The organism is Paenibacillus lautus NBRC 15380, from assembly GCF_004000945.1.
Lineage (GTDB): Bacteria > Bacillota > Bacilli > Paenibacillales > Paenibacillaceae > Paenibacillus_AQ > Paenibacillus_AQ lautus.
Genome location: NZ_BIMF01000004.1, coordinates 254,857 through 270,296, shown reverse-complemented (window position 1 = coordinate 270,296; position 15,440 = coordinate 254,857). Strand labels below are relative to the sequence as shown.

The window sequence follows — 15,440 nt, the reverse complement described above, 5'->3', positions numbered from 1 at the left end:
TATGAATATGTAATGCCCGGCAGCGCTGCATCCAATTTGTTATGCTGCCGGTCGTAAAAACTTATTTAGCTGAATGACTCATCATCAGGGTCGCCATGGGGATCAAGCAGGTAGCTTCCTTCGCCCCGGTTTAGGTAATCGACATATTGCGGACTTCGTACGATAAACACTTCGGAGCCATCGATATTGGTTGCAACGAAATTTTCATACACTTCAACAAATCCACCTTGATCATCGCCATTCTCGATATCCATCTCGTTATAGCTGTCAATTTCGTTACCTTCGGCCAGAGCAGGGGAATTGGAGTTCCCCCAGCTTTCAACGATCTGCCACGCGTCCTCCCCGTCAAACGCAGCATACTCGTGCTCGTCCATACTGGATTTTCCAAAAGCGGGAGCAAGAACTTCCTCTTCAACCGGACGATCGCGGGAGACTCGTTCACGAGGCGTATCTTTTACACAGTATTGCGTATCCGGGAGGACCTCCAACCGCTCGTACGGAATGGGCTGTCCGCAGGTAAGACACACGCCGTAACGGCCGTGATGAATCGCTTCAAGCGAAAAAATAACCCGCTGCAGTTCCTGATCGACCCTGTCCTGGAGTGCAAGGTCTTTTTCTCTTTCAAACATCTCGCTTGCCAAATCGCCAGGATGGTTATCAATATGGGACAGCTCGCCAGTCATATCTCTCTCTGATTCCCCCAGCCCATGTTGGTCGTTATATACCATGCGCCGTTCAAGCTCAACCTTTCGATCCATCAGCTTTTGTTGCAAATTATTGAGTTGCTCCTGAGTTAGATGCGACATGTCAGGCTCCTTTCATGGTCCGAAGTTGACCTTCTGGTTCATATGTATAGAGTGCACCCATTGAGATGGTTTTACTGACGGAAAATGTTCTCGCCACTGGACAGGAATGGACGATTTCTGAGCCGCTGTGCTACAATAAGACGAGTTACTGACCGATCAGCGAAGGTGATCGCCTGATTGGAGAAGACAAGAACGGAGTGACATAAACAAGTGGTGTATTATTTGATTGCATTTGTTTTATTTCTTATTGATCAGGGAACCAAGTACTTGATTGCCTCGAAGCTTGAGCTTTATGAACAGATCCCTGTGATCGGAGACTTCTTCCTGATTACGTCCAGCCGAAACCGGGGAGCCGCGTTTGGCATACTGCAGGATCAATTATGGTTCTTCATTGTTGTGACGCTAATCGTTGTGGGCGGGATTGTCTGGTACCTGCGGAAGGTATCGAAAGAAGGACGTAAGCTGCTGCCTACGGCTCTTGCGCTTGTACTGGGCGGGGCACTTGGAAACTTCATCGATCGCTTGTTGATGGGAGAGGTTGTCGATTTCCTGCAATTTAATTTTGGCAGCTACACATTCCCGATTTTTAATATCGCCGATTCTTGTATCGTCATCGGTGTGGGATTGATCATATTGGACACGCTTCTGGAAGGAAGACGAGAGAAGATACAGACAACAAGTGAAGTTTCTGGCACAGAAGGGAATGAATAATGTTGCAAGACGGTATGGAAACAGATACGGAATGGACAGGCGAAACGGGGCACGAATCGGAAACCTGTGAGTGGACAGTGGATGCCGAATCTGCCAAAACCCGTATAGATAAATACATAACGGAGAACCTCGGTGAGGATGTTTCACGCTCCCAGGTGCAGTTATGGATTACGGATGGACATGTCATCGTTAATGAAGGTCCGGTTAAGTCCAATTACAAAGTGAGTCAGGGTGACCGCATCCTGCTGAAAGTTCCTGAGCCATCGGCAGTAGAGATTATTCCGGAGGACATCCCGCTTGAGATCGCGTTTGAAGACGTGGATGTCATTGTTGTGAACAAACCTCGAGGGATGGTGGTCCATCCGGCTCCGGGACATTCGTCGGGTACACTTGTCAATGCGTTGATGTTTCACTGTAAAGACTTGTCGGGAATTAATGGGGAGCTTCGTCCTGGCATCGTCCATCGGATTGACAAAGATACAACCGGTCTCATCATGGCAGCGAAGAATGATAAAGCTCATGCTTCTCTTGCCGCCCAGCTGAAGGATCACAGCGTGAACCGCCGTTACTTGGCCTTGGTGCATGGCAACATCAGTCATGATCAGGGCACCATTGATGCCCCTATCGGCCGTGACGCGCAGGATCGTAAACTGTATACCGTCACGGACCGGAACAGCAAACATGCGGTTACTCATTTTACCGTTGTGGAACGGTTCGGGGATTACAGTCTTCTCGAGCTGAAGCTGGAGACGGGACGTACGCATCAAATCCGCGTGCATATGAAGTATATCGGCCATCCTCTCGTAGGTGATCCTGTATACGGCAAGAGCAAGGGGATTAAATTAAACGGTCAGGCGCTTCACGCCGCCATTTTGGGTTTTGTCCATCCTTCGACAGGGGAGTATATGGAGTTTTCGGCACCGATGCCGAATGATATGGAAGAACTGCTGACGATTCTAAGGGGCCGCTAGCGGTTCCTTTTTGCATTTATATGTTTTGGGGTCCCCGCAAAGTATTTGGAATAAGCATCGAAGTATAGGCTCCACTTTGTGGGGCTATTTTTCTTGCCATTCTACTCAGGGATATGTTATAGTGACGATAACTTTGATGAAGGAGGTGAGCAGGATGAATATCGAGATGGTTAACAACCGTATTAGCCAGCTGCCTATAGCTATGGCTGGCATTGTTCATGCATTTCTCTACAACGGGAGAGGTCTGTCCAATTTTAATGATACGGTTTGTACCATCGCGAGAAGTCACCTGCCTGCCTGCACGGATTAAGCCCATTTAAGGCTTACCATTCTTAAGGGTCCGCGGAGCTTGCTCTGTGGGCCCTTTTTGCGTTTGCAGTCCGGGTCTTCTCCCTAATCTATACGCTTTAGCGAACAGGTTGAATGTTCGCAGCATACAGGAGGAAACCTAGAATGAATATGATCAATGTACAGAAACTGACGCAATACCACGGTGCTCATCTGGTACTGGACCAGATATCGTTTGAAATACAGGAAGGCGAGAAGGTTGCGCTTATCGGAAGGAACGGCAGCGGAAAGTCGACGCTGATGCGCCTGCTTGCGGGTCTCGATCAGCCAAACGAAGGGCAGCTGGCCATAAAGAAGGGGGCAAAAATCGGATATTTGGAGCAGATTCCGAGCCATATGGATTCCTGGACGGTGCTGGATGTACTTGAACAGGGGTTGAGTCACTTAAAGGATTACCGAGCGGAAATGACGGAGCTTGAGAGAAAAATGAGTGACCCGGACATTGCCGGAAATGCTGGACAGCTCGATCGAGTGCTGCGGAAATACTCTGCCCTTCAGGAACGCTTTGAAACAGAGGGCGGCTATGAGCTGGAAGCAAGCATCGACAAAATCGCTACCGGGCTGCAAATACCCAAGAGCGAATACGGACTGGCCTTTGGCTCGTTGTCCGGTGGAGAACAGACTCGAGTCGTGCTGGCATCGCAGCTGATCGTACAGCCGGATTTGCTCCTGCTCGATGAACCGACCAACCATCTGGATTTGGCACGCACGGAATGGCTGGAGGAATTCTTGCGCGAATATCCGGGAACCTGCGTCATGATCTCTCACGACCGATATTTTCTGGATCGGGTCGTGTCCAAAACGATTGAGCTTGAAGATGGCGAAGCCTTCACTGCGCAAGGTGGCTACACCACGTTCATGAAAGATAAGGAAGAGCGTTTGCTGCAGCAGTTCGCTGACTACCAAGAACAGCAGAAAGTAATCAAGAAGATGAAGGAATCCATCAAGCAGCTTGAAGAGTTCGGCCGGATTGGCGGCAATGAAAAGTTTTTCAAGCGCGCGGCTTCCATGAGGCGGGCACTGGAGCGAATGGAGCGGGTCAAGAGGCCCGTACTGGAACGCAGACAGGCTGATTTTGAACTGAATCCTCAGGATCGTTCCGGTCGCCGCGTGGCATACTTTGAGCAAGTTGAGGTTTCCTATGGGAATCAGGCGGTGCTGAGAGGCGCATCCGGTCTAATCGAATTCGGCGAAAAAATTGCACTGATGGGCTCGAACGGCAGCGGGAAAACAACGCTGTTCAAAGTGCTGTTGGGTGAGCTGACGCCCGATTCCGGTTCGCTTGAATGGGGTTCGCGTGTCGATGTGGGTTATTTGGCTCAACAGGAGGAACCGGACAATCCGAAGGAAACGGTGCTTCAATATTTCCAGGAGAAGGCTGGAGTTGAAGAGGGAGAAGCTCGAGGGATATTGGCAAGGTATCTGTTCTATGGTGCGGCCGTGTTCAGATCGGTGGGGCAGCTGTCCGGCGGGGAATGGACACGATTGAGACTTGCGCTTCTCATCCATCAGAAGCCGAACCTGCTGCTTCTGGATGAACCCACGAACCATCTGGATATTGCCTCCCGTGAAGCGTTGGAGGATGCGCTGCAGGGTTATGCGGGGACCGTTCTTGCTATTTCCCATGACCGTTATTTCGTGAATCAAGTGTCTCGTAAAGTGTGGGATTTGAATCAAGGGATGCTGACTGTCTATCATGGAAATTATGATGATTTCCGGGATAAGAAAGACCGGCTTGACGCGGAATTGCAGGCAAGGGAGCTATCAGCGGGTTTTGATGTTATTCCCAAACAGAAGGTGATCCAGCAGGCCCAAGCGAAGGATAGCTCTGCTCAGCTTTCCAAACGCGTAAACCCGGATCGCTCTTCCGCTGAAAGGTCCAAATGGTTGGAGGAGGAGATTGCTCGTCTAGAAACCCGTATCCGGCAGCTTGACGGCTGGTTTGAGACGGAAGGCGACGATTTACACGAGGATACGGATCTGTCACTGCTCGAGCAGCGCTGGAACGAGCGGGAGTCGCTATCCGCGAGTCGTGACGAGCTTCTCGCGGAATGGCTGGAGATAACTTAAGTGTGTTTTCAAATAGGAACACCATAGGATCTACCAGCTCCGCCCAGCCGAAAAAGTACAAATCATTTGATATATAATGCATGGCTCCCGTTGTGATTTTCCTGCATATTTAGGATGAGTATGAAAGCTAGAGTAGGAGATGAATACAAATCATGAGTATGGATAAATATCAGGAAACGTACATTCAACAGAGCTTTGCCAACCGGATCGGCGGCGCTAATTATGGCAAAGATACAGCCATTTATAAATTCGAGAAAATCAAAAGAGCGAAGGCAGCTGCGAAGCAGGAACATCCTGGGACGGAGCTCATCGATATGGGAGTTGGCGAGCCGGATGAGATGGCCGATGCAGGCATCGTGGCAAAGCTGGCAGAAGAAGCAGCGAAGCGGGAAAACCGCGGCTATGCGGATAACGGAATTCCGGAGTTCAAGGAAGCAGCTGTTCGCTACTTGAAGAATGTATTTCGGGTTGAAGGCATTGATGCCGCTACAGAAGTTCTGCATTCCATCGGTTCCAAGCCGGCACTGGCTATGCTGCCGTCCTGCTTCATTAACCCTGGGGACATCACCATCATGACGGTTCCCGGATATCCTGTACTCGGTACGCATACCAAGTACTTGGGCGGTGAAGTTTACAATGTGGAGCTGAAAAAAGAGAACGGATTTCTTCCGGATCTCAGCTCGATCCCTGAGGACATTGCCCACCGTGCCAAACTGCTCTACCTGAACTATCCGAACAACCCGACGGGTGCCAGCGCAACGGTCGAGTTTTTCACCGAGGTTGTCGAGTGGGCCCGCAAGTATGGTGTTGTTGTTGTCCATGACGCTCCTTATGCAGCTCTCACTTACGATGGCTTGAAGCCGCTCAGCTTTCTCTCCGTCCCCGGCGCGAAGGATGTTGGCGTGGAGCTTCACTCCCTGTCCAAATCTTACAATATGACGGGATGGCGCATTGGCTTCATCGCCGGTAATCCGCTTGTGGTTAAAGCGTTTGGCGATGTGAAGGACAACAACGATTCGGGACAATTCATAGCCATTCAAAAGGCTGCTGCATACGGTCTGGACAATCCGCAAATTACGGAGAAGATCGCTGAGAAGTATTCCCGCCGCCACAACATGCTGGTAGACGTGTTGAACGGGCTTGGTTTTACGGCCGAAAAGCCGAAGGGCTCCTTCTTCCTCTATGTTGAAGCTCCAAAAGGCGTTAAAGGCGGGCGCCGCTTTGAATCCGGCGAAGATTTCTCCCAGTATCTGATTCGCGAGAAATTGATCTCCACCGTGCCTTGGGATGATGCGGGACATTTCGTACGCTTCTCCGTTACCTTCATTGCTGACGGTGAGGAAGAAGAGAAACGCGTCATTTCCGAAATTCGCAGAAGACTTAGCGATGTTGAATTTGAATTTTAATGACATGTTATAAACTCCGCTTGGTACGTGACATCATTCGACATGATTGCTGTTGACAGCTCCTGTAGGGTCTGTCATAATGAAATTAATCGAATAGCACCTTTAAATCAGTCCCGTGAGGCTGGCAAGGTAACGTGAACCGAGGTTCATTAACAGGAGGCATAGCTCTGTCTGCGGATAGATGCTGCGCTTTCCACACTATCTCTATGAGATCAACTCCTTGTCCAGCCGGGCAAGGAGTTTTTTTGTGTGTAATGAACTCACGGATCGTCTGAACTAAAAAGGGCTAATCAAACGTTTAGAAGGAGGACTTAAGGATGAGCAACGAACAGCATGTGATTATGGACGAGACGGCCATCCGCCGCGCCCTAACGAGAATTGCCCATGAAATATTGGAAAAGAATAAAGGGATTGAGGACTGCATCCTGGTCGGCATCCGCACACGCGGCGTGTTCCTGGCCCAGCGGATCGCTGAGCGAATGAATGAGATTGAAGGTACGCCGATTCCTTGGGGAGAGATCGACGTGACTTCCTACCGCGATGACCGGGACAGCAAGGGAGCCGCTGCTGAACGGGGAGAGGGAGCGAAGCTCAGCCTTGCCCATCTGAATATTCATGACAAGAAGGTCATTTTGTTTGATGACGTGCTGTACACCGGACGGACGATCCGGGCTGCGATGGACGCCCTGATGGACTGCGGACGGCCAAGAATGATACAGCTTGCGGTTTTGGCAGACCGGGGACATCGCGAACTGCCGATCCGGCCGGATTATATCGGAAAGAACGTTCCTACCTCCAAACACGAGGAAATTACGGTGGCATTAACCGAAATCGACGGCAAGGACGAAGTGACCATTAGCCAAAGAGAGGAACGATAATCATGACAACAGCCATTTCATTGAAAGAACGCAGCCTCTTGGGTTTGAAGGATATTAGCAGAGACGAAATCGGATCGATCCTGAATCGGGCGGCATATTGGGAAGCGCAGTCCGAGAAAGTGGTGCCGGTACTTCAATCGAAATTTGCGGTTAATATGTTCTTCGAGAACAGCACCAGAACGAGATTTTCGTTTGAAATGGCTGAGAAAAGACTTGGTGCTGAGGTCATGAACTTTGCGGCGGCAGCATCCAGCGTCGAGAAAGGCGAGTCGATCTACGATACGGTTAGAACGCTGGAATCCATGGGAATCGACGCGGGCGTCATCCGGCTGAAGCCAGCCGGAGTACTGCAGGAGCTAGCGGAGCGGATCTCGATTCCGCTGGTCAATGCGGGCGACGGCAACAATGAGCACCCCACGCAGGCGCTGCTTGATCTTTATACGATGAAGAAAAGCTTCGGCGAGCTTAAGGGATTAACGGTATCCATCATCGGAGACATCAAGCACAGCCGGGTTGCTCGTTCGGACCTGTGGGCCCTGCAGAAATTCGGTGCCCATGTACAGTTCTGCGCACCGGAAACGATGCAGGCTCCGGAGCTGGCCCGGTATGCACCTTACGTATCGATGGAAACAGCACTCAAGGCGGATGTAGTGATGATGCTGAGAGTTCAACTGGAACGGCATAATGAAGGAGTATTCAAATCCAGCGCGGAATACCGGGAGCAGTACGGTTTGACGGAAGAGCGGGCGGCCAAGCTGTCGGGGCACACGATCATTATGCATCCGGCACCGGTGAACCGGAACGTTGAAATCGACGACGCGGTCGTGGAAAGCGCAAGATCGATGATATTCAAGCAGATGGCGAACGGAGTGCCGATTCGCATGGCGGTCATGGAACGGGCGATGGTCTGATTCTTAAACGCGGAATATGGTTTACAGAATGAATAAATATTAATATTTATACACAAATATGAATTTTTATTATACAATATACTAAGAAGCGAACGGTGCTTCTGCTGCGGAGGGGAACCAAGGATGCAAATGCAAGTGATAAAGAATGCCAAAGTGATCAATGAACAAGGACAGCTCGAAGATAAACATATCGTCATTGCAGACGGATTGATTCATTCGGTTGCGAGTGATATCGCAGCCTTGCCGGAACCGGGCGATAACGTTCAGATCATCGATGCCGAGGGGAAATTGGTCACACCGGGATTCATCGATATGCATGTGCACTTGAGAGAGCCGGGATATGAGCACAAGGAAACGATCGAGAGCGGCAGCCGCTCGGCAGTCAAAGGCGGCTTTACAACCATTGCCTGCATGCCGAACACAAGACCGGTGACCGATACGCCGGAAACGGTGAAGCTTGTGCTGGATAAGGCTAGCGAGGCTGGACTTGCGAAGGTGCTGCCCTATGCAGCCATTACGAGGAACGAGCTGGGCCGCGAGCTAACGGACTTTGAGGCCTTGAAGGCCGCGGGTGCAATCGGGTTTACGGACGACGGCGTTGGTGTGCAGAACGCACAGATGATGAAAGATGCCATGAACAAAGCGAAAGCGCTGGGCATGCCGGTCATTGCTCACTGCGAGGATGACTCGTTGGTAAAAGGGGCTTGCGTGACCGAAGGCAAGTTCGCTCAGCAGCACGGCCTGAAAGGAATACCTAATGAGTCGGAAGCGATCCATGTCGGACGGGACATTCTGCTGACAGAAGCCACCGGCGTACATTACCACGTATGCCATGTGAGCACTGAGCAGTCCGTACGCTTGATCCGCCAGGCAAAAGCGATTGGCATCTCGGTAACGGCCGAGGTATGCCCGCACCATCTGGTTCTCTCTGACGAAGATATTCCCGGCCTGGATGCCAACTGGAAGATGAACCCGCCGCTGCGCACCCCGCGTGATGTGGAGGCTTGTATAGAAGGTCTGCTGGATGGAACGCTCGATATGATCGTAACGGATCATGCACCGCATAGCGCGGAAGAGAAGGCGAAAGGCATGGAGCTTGCACCATTCGGTATCGTGGGATTCGAAACAGCATTCCCGCTGCTCTATACTAAATTTGTCGCCACAGGCAAATGGGATCTCGGCCTGCTCGTGAAGCGGATGACCAGCGATCCGGCAAGAGTATTCGATCTTGCAACGGGCGTGCTGGAAGCCGGTAAAGCAGCGGATCTGACCATGATTGATCTCGATGCAGAGAAAGAAGTGAATCCGGAAGAGTTCGCAACGAAAGGCCGCAACACGCCATTTACGGGCTGGAAGCTGAAAGGCTGGCCCGTGATGACTTGGGTGGACGGCGAAGTGAAATGGTCAGAGCAAAACGGATTTTGAGTAACACTTAGGCAAAAGACTTATAAAATAAATTACACATAGATGACAGGAGTGATCGGGATGCAGGCAAGATTGTTACTGGAGGACGGGACGCTGTTCAGCGGAAAATCCTTCGGCGCGGATGCTGAAATGACCGGAGAGGTTGTTTTCAATACAGGAATTACAGGATATCAAGAGGTGCTGAGCGACCCGTCTTACTGTGGACAGATCGTGACCATGACGTACCCTTTGATCGGAAACTACGGCATCACGCGGGATGACTTTGAATCCATCCGGCCGTTCGTCCACGGATTCGTTGTTCGTCGTCATGAGCCTGTTCCAAGCAACTGGCGTGCAGAATATAGCGTTGACAGCTTATTGAAGGAATATGGTATTCCAGGAATCAGCGAGATTGATACACGGATGTTGACCCGGATCATCCGCCACTACGGTACGATGAAGGGGATTCTGACCACTTCCAACAAGCCGGTGGAAGAACTTAAGGAAATGCTCGGCGATACGACGATCGCCGAACTCCGCAACCAGGTGGCAAAAACCTCTACACCGCAAATGTTTACAAGCCCGGGCTCCAAGGAGCGGATCGTTCTGGTTGACTTCGGTGCAAAGAGCGGAATTCTGCGCGAACTGACTTCCCGTGGGTGCGACGTCATAGTCGTTCCGCATGACACGACGGCTGATGAAATCCGCAGACTTCACCCGGACGGCATTCAGTTGTCCAACGGCCCTGGGGACCCGAAGGATGTTCCTTACGCGGTGAACATGGTCAAAGAACTGCTTGGCGAATATCCGATCTTCGGCATCTGCCTTGGCCACCAATTGTTTGCACTGGCTGCGGGCGCGGACACCGAGAAGCTGAAATTCGGACACCGTGGCGGGAACCATCCGGTAAAAGAGCTTGGCAGCGGACGCTGCTACATCACTTCCCAAAACCACGGATATACCGTAAACGAAGAATCCATCAAAGGGACGGATCTGGAAGTTACGCATATCAACAATAACGATAAAACGATCGAAGGCTTGAAGCACTCGAAATTTCCTGCCTTCTCCGTGCAATATCACCCTGAAGCTGCACCTGGTCCGCACGACAGCAGCTACCTGTTCGATGAATTCCTTGAGATGATAAGAGACCAAAAACAGAATGAAATCCGGAAACCGCGCCAAGCGGTTCTGGCCGCAGCCGTGAAAGGAGCTCATTAATATGCCTAAAAATGATACATTGAAAAAAATTCTCGTTATCGGCTCCGGTCCGATCGTCATCGGGCAGGCAGCGGAATTTGACTACGCTGGAACACAGGCTTGCCAAGCATTGAAAGAAGAAGGTATCGAGGTAGTGTTGATTAACAGCAACCCGGCAACCATCATGACCGACACAAACATGGCGGATAAAGTATATATCGAGCCGATCACCCTCGACTTTGTTACACAGATTATCCGTCAAGAGCGTCCGGACGGATTGCTCCCGACGCTTGGAGGACAAACGGGCCTGAATATGGCGGTCGAGCTTGCACGCGCCGGTATTCTGGAGCAGGAGAATGTGAAGCTGCTCGGAACGCAGCTGGAGTCCATCGAGAAAGCGGAAGACCGCGACCTGTTCCGTGATCTGATGCGCGAACTCGATCAGCCTGTACCGGAAAGCATGATTGTAACGACCCTGGAAGAGGCGCTTGATTTCGCAAATGAGATTGGTTATCCGCTGATCGTGCGCCCGGCGTACACTTTGGGCGGCACCGGCGGCGGTATCTGCGCAATCGAAGAGGAACTGCGTGAAACGGTCAGCTCAGGACTTCGCTACAGCCCGATCACGCAATGCCTGATCGAGAAGAGCATCGCGGGAATGAAAGAAGTCGAGTATGAGGTTATGCGCGACGCGAACGACAACTGCATCGTGGTATGTAACATGGAGAACTTTGATCCGGTCGGCGTTCATACCGGCGACAGCATCGTCGTGGCGCCAAGCCAGACCCTATCCGATCGCGAGTATCAAATGCTCAGATCCGCATCGCTGAAAATCATCCGCGCACTGAACATCGAGGGCGGATGCAACGTGCAATTCGCGCTGGATCCAAACAGCTATCAATATTATGTCATCGAGGTAAACCCTCGGGTCAGCCGCTCTTCCGCCCTTGCTTCCAAGGCAACGGGTTACCCGATCGCGAAGATGGCAGCAAAAATCGCGATGGGTTACACCCTGGACGAGATCGTCAATCCGGTAACGGGACAGACTTATGCTTGCTTTGAGCCTACGCTGGACTATATCGTCAGCAAAATTCCACGCTGGCCATTCGACAAGTTCATCCACGCAAACCGGAAGCTGGGAACTCAGATGAAGGCAACCGGCGAAGTAATGGCGATCGGCCGCACCTTCGAAGAGTCGATCCATAAAGCGGTTCGCTCTCTGGAGATCGGCGTGCACCGCCTCTACTTGAAAGGTGCTGACGAGCTGAGCGATGAAGTGCTACAGCAGCGTCTGATCAAAGCCGACGATGAGCGGATATTCCTGATCGCGGAAGCGTTTCGCCGAGGGTATGGACTTCAGCAGATTCAGGACCTGACAAACATCGACTGGTGGTTCCTGGACAAAATCGAGCGCCTGATCCAATATGAAGATCATATTCGCAGCGAAACGTCACTGACTTACGAAACGCTGTACGAAGCGAAGCGACTAGGCTTTACGGATCGCGCCATAGCTGAGCTGCGCACGGAAGGTAAAGCCAGCACGCACACAACCGAGGAGTCGATCGGATTCCTGCGCCGCGAGCATGGATTGCGCCCGGTTTACAAAATGGTGGATACTTGCGCCGCGGAGTTTGAAGCAACGACGCCGTATTACTACTCGACATACGAAACGGAGAATGAAGTCATCGAATCCGCCAAGGAGAAGGTCGTCGTGCTGGGCTCCGGTCCGATCCGGATCGGTCAAGGGATCGAGTTCGACTACTCCACGGTGCACGCGGTATGGGCAATCCAGAAGGCGGGATACGAAGCGGTTATCATCAACAACAACCCGGAGACCGTATCCACCGACTTTAATACGTCGGACCGTCTGTACTTCGAGCCGCTCTTCCTTGAAGATGTCATGAATGTCATCGAGCAGGAGAAACCGGTCGGTGTCATCGTACAGTTTGGCGGGCAGACAGCAATTAACCTCGCTGAGCCGCTCAGCAAAGCGGGCGTGAAAATTCTGGGTACCAGCCTGGAAAGCATTGACGAAGCCGAGGACCGTAAAAAATTCGAAGCACTCCTGTCCAGACTGGGGATTGCCCAGCCGAAAGGAAAAACCGTAATTTCGGTTGATGATGCCGTAGAAACCGCGCAATCGCTGGGTTACCCTGTTCTGGTAAGACCATCTTATGTACTCGGTGGACGCGCCATGGAGATTGTATACTCTGACAGCGAGCTGCTGAGCTACATGAAAGAGGCGGTTAAGATCAACCCGGACCATCCGGTTCTGATCGACCGTTACATGATGGGTAAAGAAGTGGAAGTCGACGCAATCTGCGATGGCGATACGGTGCTGATTCCAGGCATCATGGAACATGTAGAGCGCGCAGGCGTTCACTCCGGTGACTCGATTGCGGTATATCCTCCTCAGTACTTGTCCCAGGACCTGAAAGACAAGATTGCCGAAATTACGATCAAGATTGCCAAAGAGCTGAATACACGCGGACTTGTTAACATCCAGTTCGTTATCTATAAAAATGAAGTGTACGTGATCGAAGTGAATCCGCGTTCTTCCCGGACGGTTCCGTTCCTGAGCAAGGTTACAGGCATCCCGATGGCCAACCTGGCGACACAGGCGATCATGGGCAGCAAGCTGAAGGATCTTGGATACGAGGAAGGCATGTGGCCGGAAAGCGAACATGTATCGGTTAAAGTACCGGTGTTCTCCTTTGCTAAACTTCGCCGCGTTGAGCCTACCCTTGGACCGGAAATGAAATCCACCGGTGAGGTTATGGGCCGTGACGTGAAGTATGCCAAAGCGCTGTATAAAGGTCTGATCGGTGCAGGCATGAAAATCCCTTCAACGGGTGCCATCATCGCTACCATCGCAGATAAAGATAAAGCCGAAGCTGCGGCACTGCTGAAAGGCTTCCATAAGCTTGGTTATAAAATCATCGCCACAGGCGGCACGGCAGCAGCATTGAAAGAAGCGGGGCTTGATGTGACCACCATCCATAAGCTGTCCGAGGGAACGCCGAACATTCTGGATATGATCCGCACAGGTGAAGCGAATTTCGTCTTCAACACATTGACCAAAGGGAAAACGCCGCAGCGTGACGGATTCAGAATTCGCCGTGAAGCGGTAGAAAACGGTGTGGTATGTATGACCTCGCTCGATACGGTTCGTGAGCTTCTCACGATGCTGGAGACCATCAACTTCTCTTCTGAAGCGATGCCGGTTTAATCGAGAAGGGGGGATATAGATGAACGCCAGCTACAACGAAATGGCGGGCCGCCTGATGGTGGCATTGGATTACCCGGATGCCGAACGTGCGAAAGGATTGGTACGTCAGCTGGAGGGCATCCCATGTTATATGAAGGTCGGCATGCAGCTGTTCTACGCTGCCGGTCCTGATTTTGTCAAAGAATTGAAAGCCAAAGGCTATTCCGTGTTCCTGGATGTGAAGATGCATGATATTCCGAACACGGTAAAAGGCGGGTCGGACAGCGTAACGCGGCTGGGTGTGGACATGTTTAACGTCCATGCCAGCGGCGGCGCTCTCATGATGCAGGCGGCAAAAGCCGGGGCGGAGGCCGCAGTGGCGGACACCCCGGATCTTGCCATGCCTACCATCATAGCTGTAACCCAGTTGACTAGTACGGGTCAGGATGTCATGAATAACGAAATCGGCATTCCGGGTTTGGTAGAGGATGCGGTCGTACGCTATGCGAAGCTGGCTCAGCAAGCAGGGCTGCATGGCGTCGTCGCTTCATCGCTTGAAGTGGAGGCTATTCGATCCGCATGCGGCCAAGCGTTTAAGACCGTTATACCGGGTATCCGTCCGGCCGGTGCGGATATCGGAGACCAGGCTCGGGTTCTTACACCAGGGGAAGCCATTCGCAAGGGCAGTCATTATCTGGTTGTCGGCCGCCCAATTACGGAATCCCCGAGCCCGAGACAAGCTGCAGAACAGATTATTGAGGAGATGATTCAAGCATGAGTACACTCGCGAATATTCCACATCAGATCGCATCTTATTTGCTGAAGATTGAGGCCGTTTCCCTTAGACCCCATCAGCCGTTTACATGGACGTCGGGAATGAAGTCCCCAATCTACTGTGACAATCGCTTGACGATGTCTTATCCCGAGATTCGCGACTACATTGCTGAATCGTTCGCAGCCGTCATCCGGGAGCAATATCCGGAAGCCGAGGCCATTGCCGGAACGGCCACAGCCGGGATTCCGCATGCGGCCTTTGTATCCCAGAAGATGAACCTGCCGATGTCCTATATTCGGGACAAAGCAAAGGGTCATGGCAAGGAAAACCTGATTGAAGGCTTGATCAAGCCGGGACAGAAGGTGGTTGTGATCGAGGATCTGATCTCCACGGGCGGCAGCTCGCTTAAAGCGGCACAAGCGGTTAAGGATGCAGGGGCCGAGCCGCTCGCGGTACTGGCTATATTCAGCTATCAGCTGGATAAAGCGGTACAAGCCTTTGCCGAAGCCGGGATTCCGCTGCAGAGCTTGTCCAACTATGGTGCGCTGATTGATGTAGCGCTATCCGAGAATCGGATTCAGGAACAGGATGTGGAGCTTCTTCAATCCTGGAGATCGAATCCTGCTTCCTTTGGCGTGTAAACAACTTATATCAGCTAGGAATCAGGCTGTCGTCTTTGTGAGTTATCGCAGAGCGACAGCTTTTTTTAAACCGAGGCCGAAGATAAGCCTTGATGGGCGCCGGGTTGACAGCGG

Annotated in this window: 13 protein-coding genes; 12 read left to right on the top strand and 1 reads right to left on the bottom strand. The window is 51.7% G+C overall.

Annotated elements, in window-relative coordinates:
* Nucleotides 1-65: 65 nt before the first annotated feature.
* A complete protein-coding gene (locus PLA01S_RS10415; RefSeq protein WP_127592005.1) occupies nt 66-806 on the bottom strand; it encodes a TraR/DksA C4-type zinc finger protein in 741 nt (246 codons plus the stop codon).
* 210 nt (nt 807-1,016) lie between these two features.
* Between PLA01S_RS10415 and lspA the strand changes: the two genes are divergently transcribed.
* The 12 genes from lspA to pyrE all read left to right on the top strand — a co-directional run bounded on the left by lspA (nt 1,017) and on the right by pyrE (nt 15,326).
* Complete coding sequence (lspA, locus tag PLA01S_RS10410; protein WP_127592003.1) at nt 1,017-1,517, top strand: signal peptidase II; 501 nt, start codon at nt 1,017-1,019, stop codon at nt 1,515-1,517.
* Between the two features lie 14 nt (nt 1,518-1,531).
* Complete coding sequence (locus tag PLA01S_RS10405) at nt 1,532-2,488, top strand: RluA family pseudouridine synthase (RefSeq protein ID WP_246059419.1); 957 nt, start codon at nt 1,532-1,534, stop codon at nt 2,486-2,488.
* 154 nt (nt 2,489-2,642) lie between these two features.
* On the top strand, nt 2,643-2,798 hold the full coding sequence (locus PLA01S_RS31930; protein WP_164817395.1) for a hypothetical protein: 156 nt from the start codon (nt 2,643-2,645) through the stop codon (nt 2,796-2,798).
* 143 nt (nt 2,799-2,941) lie between these two features.
* On the top strand, nt 2,942-4,906 hold the full coding sequence (gene abc-f, locus PLA01S_RS10400; protein WP_127592000.1) for a ribosomal protection-like ABC-F family protein: 1,965 nt from the start codon (nt 2,942-2,944) through the stop codon (nt 4,904-4,906).
* A gap of 152 nt (nt 4,907-5,058) precedes the next feature.
* Nucleotides 5,059-6,312 (top strand): LL-diaminopimelate aminotransferase, encoded by a 1,254-nt coding sequence (locus PLA01S_RS10395; protein WP_127591998.1) that lies wholly within the window; start codon nt 5,059-5,061, stop codon nt 6,310-6,312.
* A gap of 317 nt (nt 6,313-6,629) precedes the next feature.
* Nucleotides 6,630-7,190: a bifunctional pyr operon transcriptional regulator/uracil phosphoribosyltransferase PyrR gene (gene pyrR / locus PLA01S_RS10390; protein WP_127591996.1), complete on the top strand. Its 561-nt coding sequence runs from the start codon at nt 6,630-6,632 to the stop codon at nt 7,188-7,190.
* Nucleotides 7,190-8,101 carry an aspartate carbamoyltransferase catalytic subunit gene (locus tag PLA01S_RS10385; protein WP_272868143.1) on the top strand — a complete coding sequence of 304 codons (912 nt, stop codon included), beginning with the start codon at nt 7,190-7,192 and terminating at the stop codon, nt 8,099-8,101. Before pyrR ends, PLA01S_RS10385 begins: the two co-directional genes overlap by 1 nt.
* A 123-nt stretch (nt 8,102-8,224) precedes the next feature.
* Complete coding sequence (pyrC, locus tag PLA01S_RS10380) at nt 8,225-9,526, top strand: dihydroorotase (RefSeq protein ID WP_127591994.1); 1,302 nt, start codon at nt 8,225-8,227, stop codon at nt 9,524-9,526.
* Nucleotides 9,527-9,586: 60 nt separating this feature from the next.
* Nucleotides 9,587-10,723 (top strand): glutamine-hydrolyzing carbamoyl-phosphate synthase small subunit, encoded by a 1,137-nt coding sequence (carA, locus tag PLA01S_RS10375; protein ID WP_127591992.1) that lies wholly within the window; start codon nt 9,587-9,589, stop codon nt 10,721-10,723.
* A 1-nt stretch (nt 10,724) separates the two neighbouring features.
* On the top strand, nt 10,725-13,931 hold the full coding sequence (gene carB / locus PLA01S_RS10370) for a carbamoyl-phosphate synthase large subunit (protein ID WP_127591990.1): 3,207 nt from the start codon (nt 10,725-10,727) through the stop codon (nt 13,929-13,931).
* Between the two features lie 19 nt (nt 13,932-13,950).
* The gene (pyrF, locus tag PLA01S_RS10365; protein ID WP_127591988.1) at nt 13,951-14,688 is read left to right on the top strand and encodes an orotidine-5'-phosphate decarboxylase; all 738 of its coding nucleotides are present in this window, start codon (nt 13,951-13,953) and stop codon (nt 14,686-14,688) included.
* Nucleotides 14,685-15,326: an orotate phosphoribosyltransferase gene (gene pyrE / locus PLA01S_RS10360; protein ID WP_127591986.1), complete on the top strand. Its 642-nt coding sequence runs from the start codon at nt 14,685-14,687 to the stop codon at nt 15,324-15,326. The genes pyrF and pyrE overlap by 4 nt, the downstream gene beginning before the upstream one ends.
* Nucleotides 15,327-15,440: the final 114 nt, after the last annotated feature.

Excerpts from the sequence above, each read along its gene's own strand:
- PLA01S_RS10415 (WP_127592005.1), bottom strand. The coding sequence starts at position 806 with ATGTCGCATCTAACTCAGGAGCAACTCAATAATTTGCAACAAAAGCTG.
- PLA01S_RS10405 (WP_246059419.1), top strand. The coding sequence starts at position 1,532 with ATGGAAACAGATACGGAATGGACAGGCGAAACGGGGCACGAATCGGAA.
- PLA01S_RS31930 (WP_164817395.1), top strand. The coding sequence starts at position 2,643 with ATGAATATCGAGATGGTTAACAACCGTATTAGCCAGCTGCCTATAGCT.
- abc-f (WP_127592000.1), top strand. The coding sequence starts at position 2,942 with ATGAATATGATCAATGTACAGAAACTGACGCAATACCACGGTGCTCAT.
- PLA01S_RS10395 (WP_127591998.1), top strand. The coding sequence starts at position 5,059 with ATGAGTATGGATAAATATCAGGAAACGTACATTCAACAGAGCTTTGCC.
- pyrR (WP_127591996.1), top strand. The coding sequence starts at position 6,630 with ATGAGCAACGAACAGCATGTGATTATGGACGAGACGGCCATCCGCCGC.
- pyrC (WP_127591994.1), top strand. The coding sequence starts at position 8,225 with ATGCAAATGCAAGTGATAAAGAATGCCAAAGTGATCAATGAACAAGGA.
- carA (WP_127591992.1), top strand. The coding sequence starts at position 9,587 with ATGCAGGCAAGATTGTTACTGGAGGACGGGACGCTGTTCAGCGGAAAA.
- carB (WP_127591990.1), top strand. The coding sequence starts at position 10,725 with ATGCCTAAAAATGATACATTGAAAAAAATTCTCGTTATCGGCTCCGGT.
- pyrF (WP_127591988.1), top strand. The coding sequence starts at position 13,951 with ATGAACGCCAGCTACAACGAAATGGCGGGCCGCCTGATGGTGGCATTG.
- pyrE (WP_127591986.1), top strand. The coding sequence starts at position 14,685 with ATGAGTACACTCGCGAATATTCCACATCAGATCGCATCTTATTTGCTG.